This window comes from Epilithonimonas bovis DSM 19482, from assembly GCF_900108115.1.
Lineage (GTDB): Bacteria > Bacteroidota > Bacteroidia > Flavobacteriales > Weeksellaceae > Epilithonimonas > Epilithonimonas bovis.
On sequence record NZ_FTPU01000053.1, the window covers coordinates 1 to 15,035 of the forward strand.

At 38.0% G+C, this 15,035-nt stretch carries 15 protein-coding genes; 12 read left to right on the forward strand and 3 right to left on the reverse strand.

Going from position 1 to position 15,035, the window contains the following annotated elements:
• Positions 1-317: 317 nt before the first annotated feature.
• Positions 318-1,604: an adenylosuccinate synthase gene (locus B0B05_RS14995; protein WP_076784404.1), complete on the forward strand. Its 1,287-nt coding sequence runs from the start codon at positions 318-320 to the stop codon at positions 1,602-1,604.
• A 174-nt stretch (positions 1,605-1,778) separates the two neighbouring features.
• On the opposite strand, the gene B0B05_RS15000 is transcribed toward B0B05_RS14995, so the two are convergent.
• Positions 1,779-1,967 (reverse strand): hypothetical protein, encoded by a 189-nt coding sequence (locus B0B05_RS15000; RefSeq protein ID WP_076784405.1) that lies wholly within the window; start codon positions 1,965-1,967, stop codon positions 1,779-1,781.
• Between the two features lie 173 nt (positions 1,968-2,140).
• Between B0B05_RS15000 and B0B05_RS15005 the strand changes: the two genes are divergently transcribed.
• Positions 2,141-3,484: an ammonium transporter gene (locus B0B05_RS15005; RefSeq protein ID WP_076784406.1), complete on the forward strand. Its 1,344-nt coding sequence runs from the start codon at positions 2,141-2,143 to the stop codon at positions 3,482-3,484.
• A 154-nt stretch (positions 3,485-3,638) separates the two neighbouring features.
• Positions 3,639-4,970 (forward strand): hydroxymethylglutaryl-CoA synthase family protein, encoded by a 1,332-nt coding sequence (locus tag B0B05_RS15010; RefSeq protein WP_076784407.1) that lies wholly within the window; start codon positions 3,639-3,641, stop codon positions 4,968-4,970.
• 89 nt (positions 4,971-5,059) lie between these two features.
• On the opposite strand, the gene B0B05_RS15015 is transcribed toward B0B05_RS15010, so the two are convergent.
• Positions 5,060-5,983: a helix-turn-helix domain-containing protein gene (locus B0B05_RS15015; RefSeq protein ID WP_076784408.1), complete on the reverse strand. Its 924-nt coding sequence runs from the start codon at positions 5,981-5,983 to the stop codon at positions 5,060-5,062.
• 211 nt (positions 5,984-6,194) lie between these two features.
• Between B0B05_RS15015 and B0B05_RS15020 the strand changes: the two genes are divergently transcribed.
• The 7 genes from B0B05_RS15020 (at position 6,195) to B0B05_RS15050 (ending at position 11,953) form a co-directional block, all read left to right on the forward strand.
• Entirely contained in the window at positions 6,195-7,727 is a 1,533-nt protein-coding gene (locus B0B05_RS15020; protein ID WP_076784409.1) for an aldehyde dehydrogenase family protein, read from the forward strand.
• Positions 7,728-8,034: 307 nt separating this feature from the next.
• On the forward strand, positions 8,035-9,069 hold the full coding sequence (gene adhP / locus B0B05_RS15025) for an alcohol dehydrogenase AdhP (RefSeq protein WP_076784410.1): 1,035 nt from the start codon (positions 8,035-8,037) through the stop codon (positions 9,067-9,069).
• A gap of 223 nt (positions 9,070-9,292) precedes the next feature.
• Entirely contained in the window at positions 9,293-9,682 is a 390-nt protein-coding gene (locus B0B05_RS15030) for a DUF779 domain-containing protein (protein ID WP_076784411.1), read from the forward strand.
• Positions 9,683-9,827: 145 nt separating this feature from the next.
• Positions 9,828-10,244 (forward strand): lipocalin family protein, encoded by a 417-nt coding sequence (locus B0B05_RS15035; protein ID WP_076784412.1) that lies wholly within the window; start codon positions 9,828-9,830, stop codon positions 10,242-10,244.
• Positions 10,244-10,549 (forward strand): DUF6804 family protein, encoded by a 306-nt coding sequence (locus B0B05_RS15040; protein WP_394332792.1) that lies wholly within the window; start codon positions 10,244-10,246, stop codon positions 10,547-10,549. Before B0B05_RS15035 ends, B0B05_RS15040 begins: the two co-directional genes overlap by 1 nt.
• Positions 10,546-11,055 (forward strand): hypothetical protein, encoded by a 510-nt coding sequence (locus B0B05_RS15045; RefSeq protein ID WP_076784413.1) that lies wholly within the window; start codon positions 10,546-10,548, stop codon positions 11,053-11,055. Before B0B05_RS15040 ends, B0B05_RS15045 begins: the two co-directional genes overlap by 4 nt.
• A gap of 469 nt (positions 11,056-11,524) precedes the next feature.
• Entirely contained in the window at positions 11,525-11,953 is a 429-nt protein-coding gene (locus tag B0B05_RS15050; RefSeq protein WP_076784414.1) for a hypothetical protein, read from the forward strand.
• A gap of 5 nt (positions 11,954-11,958) precedes the next feature.
• On the opposite strand, the gene B0B05_RS15055 is transcribed toward B0B05_RS15050, so the two are convergent.
• A complete protein-coding gene (locus tag B0B05_RS15055) occupies positions 11,959-13,173 on the reverse strand; it encodes a dicarboxylate/amino acid:cation symporter (protein WP_076784415.1) in 1,215 nt (404 codons plus the stop codon).
• Positions 13,174-13,354: 181 nt separating this feature from the next.
• Between B0B05_RS15055 and B0B05_RS15060 the strand changes: the two genes are divergently transcribed.
• Together B0B05_RS15060 and B0B05_RS15065 are read left to right on the forward strand one after the other, a co-directional pair.
• Positions 13,355-14,626, forward strand: a complete 1,272-nt coding sequence (locus tag B0B05_RS15060; RefSeq protein WP_076784416.1) for a CinA family nicotinamide mononucleotide deamidase-related protein — start codon at positions 13,355-13,357, stop codon at positions 14,624-14,626.
• Positions 14,627-14,799: 173 nt separating this feature from the next.
• A partial coding sequence (locus tag B0B05_RS15065; RefSeq protein WP_143746049.1) for a DUF4372 domain-containing protein occupies positions 14,800-15,035 on the forward strand: 236 nt, incomplete at its 3' end.

Sequence of the window (15,035 nt, forward strand, 5' to 3'; positions counted from 1 at the left end):
TAAATCGAAGATATTTCGGAGACAAACTATTCGAAAGGCTCATTATTGCTAATATTACAGCAGTATGATTAAAAACGGATATACATAAAATATTTAATCGATGATTATATAATTAACTTTTTATTATGGATTATTGTAAAAATTGTACGATTTTTGCACCGAAAATTGTGTTGTAAGTGCACAGCATTTATAATTTTTTTTCATCATTTGTGTTTTTACCCTCTTATGTCAAAGTAAGAGGGTTTTTTATTTTTAGTATTTTGTCGGGCCGCATTTATAATCTAACTTTGTAGATAATCTAAAAAAAGTAAAAAAATATGTCAACTTATGTAGTTGTAGGTCTCCAGTATGGGGACGAAGGAAAGGGTAAAATCACGGATGTTTTATCGGCCAAATCAGACTATGTCGTGCGTTTCCAGGGTGGTGATAATGCCGGCCATACAGTGTATGTGGGAGACGAAAAATTTGTACTGCACCTTTTGCCATCCGGCGTATTGCAGTGCAAAGGCAAATGTATTATTGCTAACGGCGTGGTGGTTAATCCTAAATCTTTTATCAGAGAGATCGAACAGATAGAAAGCAAAGGCCTCAATACAGATCATGTTTTTATCAGTAGAAGATCCCATGTGATTATGCCTTACCATATATTATTGGATACATACAGGGAAGAAGAACATGGCGGTACCCAGATCGGGACAACCAAAAAAGGAATTGGCCCGTGCTACGAAGATAAGATTGCAAGAGTAGGCATTAGAATGATAGACCTTCTGAATCCTGAAGTTCTTAGAGAAAAAATAGAGAAAAACCTGAAAGTCAAAAATTCGCTTTTTGAAAAGTATTTTGAAAAACCAGGTTTGGATGTAGAAGAGATGTATCAGGAGTTTTTAGCATTGGGCGAAAAGCTGAAAGACAGGATCGTGGATACAGAACTGGAGATCAACGAAGCCATCCACGAAGGGAAAAATATACTTTTCGAGGGCGCTCAGGCATTAATGCTGGATATCGATTTTGGGACGTATCCATATGTGACATCGTCATCGCCATCTACAGGTGGTGTTTGTACCGGTGCAGGCGTGCCGCCAACAGCACTGCAAAACCTGATAGGTGTTGCCAAGGCTTATACCACAAGGGTTGGGAATGGCCCCTTCCCGACAGAGCTGGATGATGAACTGGGAGAAAACATAAGACAGGTAGGATTTGAGTTTGGAGCAACAACGGGTAGGCCAAGAAGAACCGGCTGGTTAGATCTTGTCTCATTGAAGCATGCTTGCATGATCAACGGTATCAATAACCTTGTGATCACAAAACTAGATGTTCTTACCGGAATCCATCCTTTGAAAATTGCGACCAAATATAAGACTGAAGATGGTAAAATTATTGATTACTTTACATCGTCTACAACCAAACTTTACCTTTATGAGCCCATTTACGAAGAGTTACCGGGATGGGAAGAAGACATTACCAATGCCAGGACTTATGATGAATTACCACCAAATGCCAAAAAGTATATAGAATTTATTGAGCATCATTTGGGCATCAATGTGTACTTGGTGTCAGTAGGGCCAGAGCGCTCACAAAATATTATCAGAAAAGAACTTTTCTAACTAAGAATAGTACTTTATGAATATAAAAAGCCGGATTATATCCGGCTTTTTTGTATATAATATACTAAGTTAGGCATAAATCATTTTATCATCCAGTTCTAAGTGCTGTATTGTCTAAAGTACTCTTATCTGTATAATCGATATCGGTCAAAATAATGAATAATAAGATTTATTTTAAATAGAATCCTGTGTTTTTTGTTCAGCAGGTTGTACCTGTTCTGTTTGGTTCATCTGTTCTACCTGTTTGGGGATAAACATCATATAAGCAAAATAACCTAACAAAAATAATACAATGATAACAATAATAGCAATCATTGGGGTTTTGTTAGTCTGGCTGTCTGGTTTTGGAATATCGGATCTCATAATTTCTTTTCTTATGATATATCAAAACTGATGCCTATTATTTTTTTTGTGAAACAATCGTTTGGTGTGCGGTTGGTGAGTTGTGTTTATAAAAAAAACAGGGGGTTGTTTATTTATTTTTATAATTATTTCAAATTAAGCCTTTATATTTGCAGGGTTAATTTGTTTTTAGAATGAAAATTGAAAAGCGCTGGATCATTTCCTTTATTGTCATTAGCCTTGTTTCTTTGATTGCTTTATTTTGGCCAAGCCAAATCTCTTTGCCACAGACCGGAACCTTTTTGGGAGAAGATAAAATTGTGGGCGCAGATGTCGCCTGGATTTTGGCATCCTCAGGTCTGGTTCTCTTGATGACACCTGGACTGTCGTTTTTCTACGGTGGTATGGTTGGTAAGAAGAATATAATTTCTACCATGCTTCAAAGTTTTATTGCATTGGGCGTCATTAGCATACTTTGGGTTGTGGTCGGTTTTAGTTTGTCTTTTGGTGACTCTATCGGGATTACAATTGGTGGAGAACATTATGGATTAATAGGTAATCCTTTCACTTATATGTTTTTTAATAATGTTGGGGTCTTTCCGCACAGTCAGCTGGCATCCACCATTCCTTTTGTGTTGTTTGCGCTGTTCCAGATGAAGTTCGCGGTCATTACGCCGGCTCTGATAACGGGTTCCTTTGCAGAGAGGGTGAGATTTATTTCTTATCTGCTGTTTATGGTGCTGTTCAGTTTACTTATCTATACACCGCTTTGTCACATGGTTTGGCATCCCAACGGGTTGTTGAGCAAATATTTTGGGGTTAAGGATTTTGCGGGCGGTACTGTAGTGCATATGAGCGCAGGTTTTGCTGCGTTGGCAGGTGCCATGATGATTGGGAAACGAAAAAAAACACACCACGAGCCGTCCAATATCCCATTTGTGATTTTAGGAACGGGGATGTTATGGTTTGGTTGGTTTGGATTCAATGCAGGTTCTGCATTGGCAGCCAATGCTACCGCGGCTATGGCCTTTGGGACAACTACGGTTGCTTCAGGCACAGCCATGCTAACATGGATTTTCTTTGATCGGGTCAATGGCAGAAAAGTTTCAGCTCTGGGCGCCTGTATCGGGGCCGTGGTTGGTTTGGTGGCCATTACACCGGCCGCAGGTTTTGTAACCATTCCGCATGCTATATTTATAGGATTTATATCTTCAATTGTTTCTAATCTGATGTGCCATTGGAAAAGGCTGAAAAAAGTAGATGATACTTTGGACGTTTTTGCATGCCACGGCGTTGGTGGGATTATGGGAATGATTTTGACAGCTATTCTGGCCCAGGGCGAAAACGCAAGTCTTCTGCACGGCGGCTTTGGTGTATTTGCACATCATATGATGGCTTTGGTTTTGGTATCTGCATTTACATTCTTGGGGAGTATTATTTTATATAAACTGACTGATATGATTATCCCATTGCGTGTTGCAGAGGAGTCGGAGAATATAGGTCTGGATCTTTCGCAGCACGATGAGAGCTGCCTCTAGTTAAGAATTTGATTTTGTTTTGATATGAAGAAGCCTCATCTGCTGACAGCGATGAGGTTTTTGTTTGACTTGTGGTTTATTATCTATTTTTTATGCTATAAATAGAATTGTAATCCGTCAAAAATTTTTAAATTCGTGTCTTAAAATTTTTAAGATGACGAAATTCGGAATTGATGCGGCCAGTTTTTATGTGCCTTCTTTATATTTAGAAATCAAAGATCTTGCAGAGAAAAGAGGGATAGAGCCTGCAAAATTGGAGAAAGGTTTAGGTTTACATAAAATGGCTTTACCTGATGTTCACGAAGATGCAGCCACTTTTGCAGCCGAAGCCTTGTTGAAATTAATCAAAGATTATAACATCAATCCGAAAGAGATTTCCAGAGTTTATCTGGGGACAGAAAGTGCTTTGGACGCAGCAAAACCTACCGCAACATATGCTGTTCAGATGGTGGAAGAACTGCTGAGCGACGAATTTGGAGAAAGAAGTTTCAAAAACTGCGATGTGGTAGATATGACTTTTGCCTGCGTGGGTGCCGTTGATGCATTACATAATTCGTTAGATTTTGTAAGGGCTAATCCAACTAAAAAAGCCATCATTATTGCCAGTGATTATGCCAAGTACGAATTGGCTTCTTCCGGGGAATATACCCAAGGCGGCGGCGCTGTTGCACTCTTGGTTTCTGCCAATCCGAGATTAATAGAAATTGATAATCATTGGGGTGTGGCAACGGAAAGTGTTTTCGATTTTTTCAAGCCGAGAAGAGCGTTTGACAAGTTAGATTTAACCTCTGCACCGGAAAATTTCCCAGACAAGATTGAAGTCTTTACAGATGAGCCTGTTTTCGATGGGCAATATTCTAACCAATGTTATCAGGACAGGATTCGCGAGGCTTATGAGCATTACAAGGAACAAACCAATCAAAATAAACCTTATGAAAACTGGAGATACCTGATTTTCCACCTGCCTTATGCCTTCCACGGGAAAAGGGTTTTTACCGAGATTTACAGTTTAGAGAACGGCTTGGATTATTCTGATGCAGAGAAACAAAAAGCGATTGCCAAATCTGAGGGTTACATCAGTTTTATTAATGAAAAAATTGAAAAATCTCAACGTGCTTCCTCCGAAATCGGGAATATGTACACCGCTTCTATTTTCATGGCACTGTTATCGGCATTACAGACCTCTTTTGATGAAAACGAAGATCTGTCAGGGAAAGAGATTGGATTCTTAGCCTACGGAAGCGGTTCCAAATCCAAAGTTTTTGTGGGGAAAGTCTCTCCTGAATGGAAATCTGTTGTAGAAAAATGGAATCTTTTCACCAGCTTGAAAGATCGATTGGCTATCAACTTTGAGATTTACGAGAAACTCCACCGCAAGCAGTTGGAAACTTCTGTTAATCCTTCTTATAAAGGGTTTGGGTTAACGAGGGTAGAAAAAGAAAGCCCGGTTTTGCTAGGCGCAAGATATTATTCTTATCAAAAGTAAAATTCCATAAAAGAACTCAATAAAACCGAAGACGAGCAAATCATGATTTGCTCGTCTTCTTTTTGAAAATATCTATAACTAACTAATTCCTAATTGATAAACAATTGCTTGTTCTGGAAGATTTTTGGTGTTACACCTTCCATCTGCTTAAAAACCCGTATAAAGTAATTGGTATCAGAAAATCCTGTGCTATAAGCGGCTTCGCTTACCGAGTTTTGTTGGATGAGCAACTCTTTGGCTTTTTTGATCCGTTCCTGGATGATATACTCGTTAGGTGATAAGCCAAGTTCCTGTTTAAACATTTTAAAAAAATTGGATTTGCTTACATAAGCCATTTTTGCAATGGCATCTATGGATAATTTCTGATGCAGGTTTTTTCTGATATAATCAGCCACAAAACCAATTCGGGATTTATTTTTCAGAGTGTTTTTCTCTACCAGGTTTCTTGCCTGGGTTTGCATTAGTCTTATCAAAAGCTCCTTGAGCGCAAAATCCGCAATCACATCCTTGAAGGAATGGCTGTCCATAGCCACACGCATAATGTTGTTGGTGGCAGAGGCAAGCTCTTTATTATTCAGCAGGTAAAATTCATCCATAGAAATATTCCAATGGGAAGAATCATCTACTTTTGTGGCATTAAAGTTAAGGTGGTCCAATGACTGCTGAACAAATTCTGGATTCAAAGTCAACGATATACACTGCGAAGCATCAATATCTGCATCTGGGAAATCAATCACCATGGTTTCTCCTGGAGCGACCAAAACACTTTCTCCAGGCAGATATTCGAAGTAATTGCTCTTATCTTGAAGTTTGATCCATTTCTTTCCTCTTAACATTCCAGTAAATGCCAAATGCTCAAAATGCAATTTCACATTATAAGCACTCTTATGCGTCTCATAGATACTGAATTCACAATTATTTAAACTGAATTTGGTTTGATTTTCAACCATAGTGTTCAGCTTGTTTTCCTGCGTCAGATTAGGTTTGTTAAGATGAAAATGATTTGTATTCATTAGTCAAAATTTTTATAACATCTTGTTTCTCAAATATAATAATTTTAGATATATAGCCAAGCATAATTTTTTCTTAATGAAATTATAAAGAATCTTAAAAGTAGGATTTTACTATTTTTTTGGAGAATTGTGCTATTCTGTTCATTAATTATGAAGTTAAATTAGCATTAATCAAATGTTAACTGATTATTAATAACAAAATAATATTATTATGAGCACAACAGCAGAACTAACACAGAACTCAACGACTTTGGCTTGGCCAGAGTTCAAAGCTAAGTATGATAATTACATCGGTGGAAAATTTGTTCCATCCGCAGGCGGACAATATTTTGACGTTGTTTCTCCGATCAACGGGAAAGTGTTCACACAGGCAGCCCATTCTAACAAAGAAGACTTGGAAGCAGCGGTTAATGCAGCAACAGAAGCCTTCAAAACTTGGAAAGATACTTCTCCAACCGAAAGAAGTATTATTCTAAACAAAATTGCGGATAGAATGGAGCAAAACCTTGAATATATCGCAACTGTAGAAACTATTGATAACGGAAAAGCGGTAAGAGAAACTCTAGCTGCAGATATTCCTTTGGCGATTGACCATTTCAGATATTTTGCCTCGGTAATCAGAGCTGAGGAAGGTTCTCATAACGAGTTGGATAAAGACACTGTTTCACTAATCGTTCATGAGCCACTTGGCGTTATTGCACAGATCATCCCTTGGAATTTCCCAATCCTGATGGCAGTTTGGAAACTTGCTCCGGCTTTGGCAGCAGGTAACTGTGTGGTTCTGAAACCGGCAGAGAGCACTCCAATTTCTATTATGGTAATGATGGAGATTATCGGTGACCTTCTTCCTGCAGGTGTGGTGAATATTGTTAACGGTTTTGGGGCAGAGCTGGGAAGAGCGTTGGTAACCAATCCAAAAGTAGCAAAAGCAGCGTTTACCGGTTCTACAGCAACTGGCCGTTTGGTAATGCAGTACGCAACAGAAAACATTATTCCAGTGACTTTGGAATTGGGTGGTAAGTCACCTAACGTATTTTTCAACTCAGTAATGGACGCAGATGATGAGTTCTTGGATAAAGCGGTAGAAGGCGCAGTCCTTTTCTGTCTTAACCAGGGTGAGATCTGTACCTGCCCGTCAAGACTGTTGGTTCAGGAAGATATTGCTGACAAATTCATCGCCAAAGTCGTGGAGAGAGTAAAAGCCATCAAAACGGGTAATCCGTTGGATAAGACTGTGATGATGGGGGCACAAGCTTCTCAGATCCAAAAATATAAAATATTGTCTTACATCAAGTTAGGTAAAGAAGAAGGCGCAGAAGTCCTTGTAGGTGGCGATGTTAACAATGTTGGAGAAGGCCTTGAGAACGGTTACTATATCCAGCCAACCATCTTCAAAGGAAACAATAAGATGAGAATCTTCCAGGAGGAGATCTTCGGGCCTGTATTGGCGTTCACTACTTTCAAAGATGAGGCGGAGGCTTTAGAAATTGCCAACGATACCATCTATGGTTTGGGTGCCGGCGTTTGGACAAGAGATGCACACCAGTTGTACCAGATCCCGCGTCATATCGAAGCTGGTAGAGTATGGGTTAACCAATACCACGCTTATCCTGCAGGAGCACCTTTCGGAGGTTACAAACAATCCGGTATCGGTAGAGAAAATCACAAAATGATGCTCGATCATTACCGTCAGACCAAAAATATGTTGATATCCTATAACAAAAACAAATTAGGATTCTTCTAAGATAGTTGTGTTTTTTTTAAGGGCGTGCCCGTTCGCCCTGGCTTAGGCCGGGGCTACGGTCGGGCTTTTCAGGGCTACACTTCGTTCCGGTGCTCCATTTCATTGCGCACTGGCTCGTTCCTCGCCACCCTTACAATCCCTCACGCAGACATTGTTTCGGTATAGTAGGAAAACTTTCTCGCAGCTTTGGAATTTATCTGATGCATTTTTGTTGGATTTTTTTGGATGTGGTTGCATTATGATACTTTCAGACTCATTTGGTTGAGATCAGCGGTTAATAATTTTAAAACATCAAATCCAAAATATTATGATTCCAAAAACAATGAAAGCGGCCGTAGTACAAGGTTACGGACAGCCTCTGAAAATCGAAGAAGTGCCCGTAAAAGAACCCGGACGCTATGAAGTATTAGTCAAAGTTATTGCCTGTGGTGTCTGTCATACAGATTTACATGCTGTAGACGGCGACTGGCCTGCAAAACCAAAAATGCCGCTGATCCCGGGACACGAAGGGGTTGGTATCGTGGTAGCTTGCGGACCCGAAGCACAGGTAAAAGAAGGTGACGCCGTTGGTGTTCCCTGGTTATATTCGGCTTGTGGCTGTTGCGACTATTGTATCACTGGTTGGGAAACGCTTTGCGAAGCGCAGAAAAACGGCGGTTATAGCGTAGATGGCGGTTTTGCAGAATATGTGATTGCTGATTCCAGATATGTTGGCCATTTAAAGTCGGATACCAATTTTCTGGAGATTGCACCTATTCTTTGTGCTGGCGTTACGGTTTACAAAGGGCTGAAAGAAACCGAAACAAAACCTGGTGAATGGGTTGCCATCTCCGGGATCGGTGGATTAGGACACGTTGCCGTTCAGTATGCCAAAGCCATGGGTATGCACGTTGCAGCTATAGATGTGGCAGATGACAAGCTGGAGCTGGCTAAAAAACTGGGAGCCGATTTGGTCGTTAATGCCAAAGAAACGGATCCCGGACAGTATCTTCATAAAGAAGTCGGAGGTATGCACGGCGCTTTGATTACCGCTGTTTCTCCAATTGCTTTCAAGCAGGGGATAGAGGTTCTCAGAAGAAAGGGCACCATTGCGCTTAACGGTTTGCCGCCAGGATCTTTTGAACTACCTATTTTTGAGACGGTTCTTAAAAGGATTACCGTTCGTGGTTCTATTGTCGGAACGCGGAAAGATCTGCAGGAAGCGCTGGATTTTGCCAACGAAGGCCTGGTGAAAGCTACTGTAACTGCTGCAAAACTCGAAGATATCAACGATGTATTCGATAAGATGAAAAAAGGCCAGATTGATGGTCGTATTGTTCTGGATATAGCCGGACAAAACTAATTAATATGTTAATTTCATTACAAAACCCGGCAGATTGTATTTGTCGGGTTTTTAATTAAATTTAAAAGAAATGTTTTTGTAATCGAAAGATTGTAAAGTGGTTAACTTATTGATACTTTTGAGTTGCAAAGTGCTTGTTAGGTATTATCAGTTTTGAAACTTCAATCAGTTTTATAGATAATGGAAGTTGCGCCTAAAAAATGTTATTTAAAAATAAAAAAATATGGAAACTAAAGATAAAATCTCCAGGCTTTCCGTGACGGAAAAAGCTTTGGAAGTCATCTGGGAATTGGAGAAAAAACATGGCGACCTGATGTTCTATCAGGCTGGCGGATGTTGCGAAGGGACACAACCGCAATGCTTTGAAAAAGGTGGTTATTACCCGAGGATGGGTGATGCCATGATTGGCACCATCAATGGGCACGAGTTCTGGATAGACCGCGATCTCTTCGAATACTGGCAGTATTCGCACTTCACATTGGATGTTCTGGATGGTTGGGGTCCGGGCGGCTTTTCTCTGGAAACGCCTTTAGGCAAAACGTTTAAGGTTCATTACAGATTGTTCACGCCGGAAGAACTGGAAAATCTGGAACCTGTGAAGCGGAGTGAGTGAAATATGCGACAACAATAACTTTTCTGTGATTATTAGTATTATGAATTATAGATTTTTATCTTTAAGCCATTTTTGTATTGATTTATTTCTTAAGTTTATATTTCATTAAAGACGTAGGAGATTTATTATAAAAAAACTAAACAGTATGAAAACTTTTTACCTTGTATTCTTAGCAATGATTTCACTTTCTCTGTCAAACTGCAGTAGAGATGATGATAATAATTCTGGTGATGATAATTCTGTAAAACAAAAACTTATTGGGAAATGGTATTTTTCTGACCCCAGCGTTTACGGATACAATTATAATAATTCTTTTACTTTTTCAGCAGATGACAAGGTGATATACAGATATTGGGCGGGAGCAGGTTCTGGAAATAATTTTGAAAGCGAAACAGGTTCTTTTTCCATTAAAGATGATAAACTGACAATGGTTTTCCCAAAAACAGTATCCTTAACTTATGTTCAAAAGGTAATTTTCATAAGCGATAAAAAAGTTGAGTTTGTGGAAACAGGAAACGCTTCTGAAGAGCCTTATGATGGAACATATTATAAAGCGGAATAATGATGCAACAATCTGAAAATATTATCAAAATTGTACTTTCTATTCTGTTTTTACTCTGTTTGGTTAATATGCCTTATGGTTTTTATCAGATAGTACGGTTTTTAGGATTCGTAGGTTTTGGAATACTAGCTTATCAATCCAATCAAAAAGAAAAACAAACTGAGATGTTTGTTTACATTGCATTGGCGATATTATTTCAGCCATTTTTCAAAATTTATTTGGGTCGAACTATATGGAATGTTGTAGATGTTGTAGTTGCTGTAGGGCTTTTATTGAGTGTATTAACGAATAAAAAAGAAAAATGATTATTAAATATAGTATTTTAAGAGCATCAACGAATGGTTTTTCTAAAGATACTCTGGAATCAGTATTAGAAATTGATATGACTAATCAATTTGCTCAAAGTCTAACTAAAGGTATTTTGGTTTTTTCTGTTGAATATACTGATACTGAAAACCTTGATACCATTACTGACCAAATATTAAAATATGCGGAATTTAGAAGAACATATTATATTTTGTCTGCAAAAAAAGATCGATTTGTAACACATTTTGGCTTTACCAAAATATCAGGTACAACATTGTTTTTAGTAGATAAAGAGCAGTATGATAGAGACATAAAAAATTATTCAGAAGAATCTAATTTTTTATATGCTCAGATTACTAAAACAGCCCTGCATTCCCATATTGGCTTCATCTCTGACGATTTGAAGTTATTTTACATTAAGGAAAATTATAGCAATTATGAAAATAATAGCGTAAGGGCTACAAAGCCGATAAAAATAAATAACCCAATAAAATTTAAATTATGATGGAAACTATTGGATATATAACAATTGTTTATTGCCTTTTCTTAGTGGATACCTTCAGTCAACTTTTCTCCAACGAAACAGGTAAACGACAAGTGTTTTATAGTGTGTCAACATTTCACAATCGCAGTTTCATATTTTTTATCCATAAGGTAATAGGAATTATCTTCCCTGCGATCATTCTGTTGATTCTACTCAAATGGTACTGGGCAATTCCTTTATACTTCATTCTGGTAGATATTATTTTTAGAATTACAAGCTACATCTATGATAGAAATCTCAATCTATTCAAGGTAATCATTTTGTCCCCAAGGTTTTTTTCTTTCGTATCTGTTGTATTATTCTTAATATTTATCTATTTAAGGTTTTTAGATAACTTTTGAAAAGAAGTCGGTTTAGCAATAATCACTCTGATTTTAAAATACCAAAAATAAAATTTGATTTCAATGTCTCTTTTTTTATAAAAAAACTTATGCCAGATAATTATAAACATTGCTACATTATATTTGAATTTGCTAATATTGGATATGTGATAAGAGAAGAACTAATTCCTTTTGATGATAAAAGTTTTGAAGATCAATATTACAAAATTAGAGATTCTATTGATGAACTGATGATAAAAGGACTTAATGAAGAAGAGATTGTTTCAACCATCGATTATGTCAGCAGTTATAATATTAAGTCTTTCAAAGAACAAATAAGTCCATATAATGATTTTACACTTCTTGATATGCAATCAGGAATTTGTAAAACGAACATTATATATTGTCTCCAAACAGTTAAAAAGATTACCAACTTTATAGGACTTTTAAGATATGATGCAAGCTTTCACAATATCAATTTGAAAAGTATTAAAGATTACTACGGCAATAATATGTCAGTGGAACTATATTTAAACTAGCTCAATCATAAATTTTCTACCTTTACAAACTTCGAAACAATCATTGATGCCAGAATATTCCCAACAGAATTGAGAACCGTTGCCAAAGGGTCAACCAAAGTTCCGATAATGATAACTGCAGGAACCACATCAGGCGGAATTTTGTAAACCGAAATCATCAACATTTCCCCGATATAACCGCCATTCGGGATTCCGCCAGCGACTGCGCTTACAAAAACGGTGATTCCCAAAGCCATTATGAGATTCATTGGTTCAAAGAAGTTCCAGCCGAGCAATTGAAATGCGACATAAATCTTGATAATCGATGAAATAGAAGAGCCGTTTTTATGAATGGTTGTACCAATCGGGATCACAACATTGGCAATAGCGGCCGGAACACCCATTCTTTTTGCAGACTCGATGGCCACTGGCATTGTGGCGAGACTGCTGCAGGTACTGATGGCTGTGGCTGTGGGCAAAAGGCTTTCTTGCCAAAAAGCTTTTACGCCCTTTCCGGACTTCCAGATAAAAGCATACAGGCTAAAAAAGATGATGAAATAAATTGTTCCGCTAATATAATACAATCCCAATGGTTTGGCATAAAACCCGAATAGCTGAGGCCCAATGGTTCCGACCTGATAGGCAAAATACGCACCTAAACCAATAGGCGCAGCTTTCATGATTAATAGCAAAAGCTGTTTCATGACCTCATTTCCGGAAAGAATAAAATTTTGAAATGCCTTTCCTTTTTCTCCCGATTTTCTGATGGATATCCCAACTAAAAATGAAAAGACTAACAAAGCCAGCATATTTTGTCTCGAAAAAAGGTTGTAAAATTCTCTGACGGTGAAGAATCCAACGATCTGGTCATTGATATTGGCTTTGTTCTGAAGGTTTTCTGTTAAGGCTTCGCTGATATTTTTTGGTGTTTCGGTTGGGAAGAAATAAACCATTATGATGCAGAACGTAGCTGAAATTACAATAAAACTTAAGAAAGTGAGTGCCATTGTTCCGATAATCTTGCCCAGCTGATTCTGTTGTTCGATTCCTGAAATGGCTGAAACTATCGCAAAAAATACCAAAGGTATTACCGTGACAAATAACAGATTAAGGAAAATATCGCCCACAGGTTTGAGGTAGATTACAAAATCCGGCGCAAAAATCCCGAAAAGGCTTCCAACGAAAATCCCGATAAGAAGCAGAATAATGTTGCTGTAGTTTTTCCAGAAAGATGAGTTCATTCCCAAGTTTTGATCAAAGATAATTAATTCTCCACCACAAAAGTCACAAAGGAACAATTGAAAAGCAAGATTTTATAAGGTTAAAAATAGTTTTTTTACTTATTTAAGTTTTGCAAATAATAAAAATCTTTTGTGACTTAAAAGATGAAAAGTATATGATTTATTCCCGAAATTTGTCTCTATGAAAACAGCTGTTCTGATCACCATTGGAGACGAAATACTCTCCGGCAATACCGTTGATACCAATTCTAATTTTATAGCCACTCAACTCAAAGAAATTGGGATCAAAGTACTTTCTATTTTTACCATTCCTGATGAAGAAAGCGCCATTATTGCAACGCTGAAGAAAGCTTTTGGAATGGCTGATGTCGTTTTTACAACCGGTGGTTTGGGGCCAACCAAGGATGACATTACCAAAAAAGCTTATGCTGATTTCTTTGAGGATGAGATGGTTTTCTCCGATGAGGTCTATGAACATCTCAGGACTTATCTCGAAAAAAGAAACCGCCTGTGGATTCTTGATCATAACAGAGACCAGGCGATGGTTCTATCAAAAGCGAAGATTTTCCTCAATTTTTATGGAACTGCGCCTTGTATGATTTTGGAAAAAAACGGAGTTTATTGTTTTAGTCTGCCGGGAGTGCCATACGAAGTAAAACCTTTGGTAAAAGACCAGATTATCCCATTTTTGAAAGAGAAGCTGGCGTTGGATTCGATTGTTACAAGGATTGTATCGGTAGTGGATATTCCGGAAAGCATTCTGTCGGAAACCATTGAAGAATGGGAATTGGCTTTACCAAAACATATCAGCCTGTCATACCTGCCAATCGGAAGCAGAGTAAAATTGCGATTGACCGGAACTGGCAAATCCCGGACAATCCTGGAAAAAGAATTGGACAGTGAAATCCAAAAATTAATCCCGCTGATTGGCGAAAATATCATTGCAACGCACGAAGATAAAATCGAGAAGATTCTTGGCGAATTATTAATAGGTAAAAAACTGACAATTTCGGTTGCAGAGAGTTGTACGGGTGGGGAACTGGCCCATCTCATCACTTCAGTTGCCGGGAGTTCCGCTTACTTTTTGGGCGGTATTGTGACCTATGCCACACAGAAAAAGATAGATATTCTGAATGTTAATCCGAGAACTGTGGAGGATTTCACAGTCGTTAGTGAACAGGTCGCCACCGAAATGGCAACAGGCTGCCAAAGTTTGTTCAAAACGGATATTGCTGTTTCTACAACCGGTGTTGCCGGCCCTGGCAGAGGCGAGGACGGCAAAGATGTGGGAACGGTTTTTTATACTGTCAGGATTGAAGGTGGGGAAGTAACCTCAAAATTATTTCTTCCCCATTTGGAACGCCTGGATTTTATGAACTTTGTTTCGCAGAAGATTTTGCAGGATATTGTTTCGTTATTGATTAAAAAAAATAAAAGCCCACAGCTTTATTAATTTTTTCTCCTATAATCTTTCACAAATTAAGTAGATGAAAGAAAATAGATAAAAGACTTACAACTAACTTTTTATATTAAAAAAATCACTACTAACCGACAAAAAAAATATAAGGAGCCATCTGTTCAGGTAGCTCCTTTTTTCATATTTTAGTTTTACTACACACTAAAAATATGAGCCATAAAAATACAGAAAAGAATTTAGTCGGTCAGCCAATTTTCAAACAAATATTGCAATTTATCCCCCGCAACAAGTTTGATTTATTGGTTAACAAGCATCAATCAGACCGATATTATAAAACATTTGATTCGTGGACGCATTTGATGACGATGCTTTTCGGCATATTCAGCCGATGCGATTCTATGGGTGAAATATGCGATGGGATGCAAGGTTTGGCAGGAAAACTCAA

Coding starts and splice junctions, on each gene's coding strand:
- B0B05_RS15020 (WP_076784409.1), top strand. CDS start 6,195: ATGAGCACAACAGCAGAACTAACACAGAACTCAACGACTTTGGCTTGG.
- B0B05_RS15000 (WP_076784405.1), bottom strand. CDS start 1,967: ATGAGATCCGATATTCCAAAACCAGACAGCCAGACTAACAAAACCCCA.
- B0B05_RS15055 (WP_076784415.1), bottom strand. CDS start 13,173: ATGAACTCATCTTTCTGGAAAAACTACAGCAACATTATTCTGCTTCTT.
- B0B05_RS15030 (WP_076784411.1), top strand. CDS start 9,293: ATGGAAACTAAAGATAAAATCTCCAGGCTTTCCGTGACGGAAAAAGCT.
- B0B05_RS15050 (WP_076784414.1), top strand. CDS start 11,525: ATGCCAGATAATTATAAACATTGCTACATTATATTTGAATTTGCTAAT.
- B0B05_RS15060 (WP_076784416.1), top strand. CDS start 13,355: ATGAAAACAGCTGTTCTGATCACCATTGGAGACGAAATACTCTCCGGC.
- B0B05_RS15015 (WP_076784408.1), bottom strand. CDS start 5,983: ATGAATACAAATCATTTTCATCTTAACAAACCTAATCTGACGCAGGAA.
- B0B05_RS15040 (WP_394332792.1), top strand. CDS start 10,244: ATGATGCAACAATCTGAAAATATTATCAAAATTGTACTTTCTATTCTG.
- adhP (WP_076784410.1), top strand. CDS start 8,035: ATGATTCCAAAAACAATGAAAGCGGCCGTAGTACAAGGTTACGGACAG.
- B0B05_RS15005 (WP_076784406.1), top strand. CDS start 2,141: ATGAAAATTGAAAAGCGCTGGATCATTTCCTTTATTGTCATTAGCCTT.
- B0B05_RS15010 (WP_076784407.1), top strand. CDS start 3,639: ATGACGAAATTCGGAATTGATGCGGCCAGTTTTTATGTGCCTTCTTTA.
- B0B05_RS15045 (WP_076784413.1), top strand. CDS start 10,546: ATGATTATTAAATATAGTATTTTAAGAGCATCAACGAATGGTTTTTCT.
- B0B05_RS15035 (WP_076784412.1), top strand. CDS start 9,828: ATGAAAACTTTTTACCTTGTATTCTTAGCAATGATTTCACTTTCTCTG.
- B0B05_RS14995 (WP_076784404.1), top strand. CDS start 318: ATGTCAACTTATGTAGTTGTAGGTCTCCAGTATGGGGACGAAGGAAAG.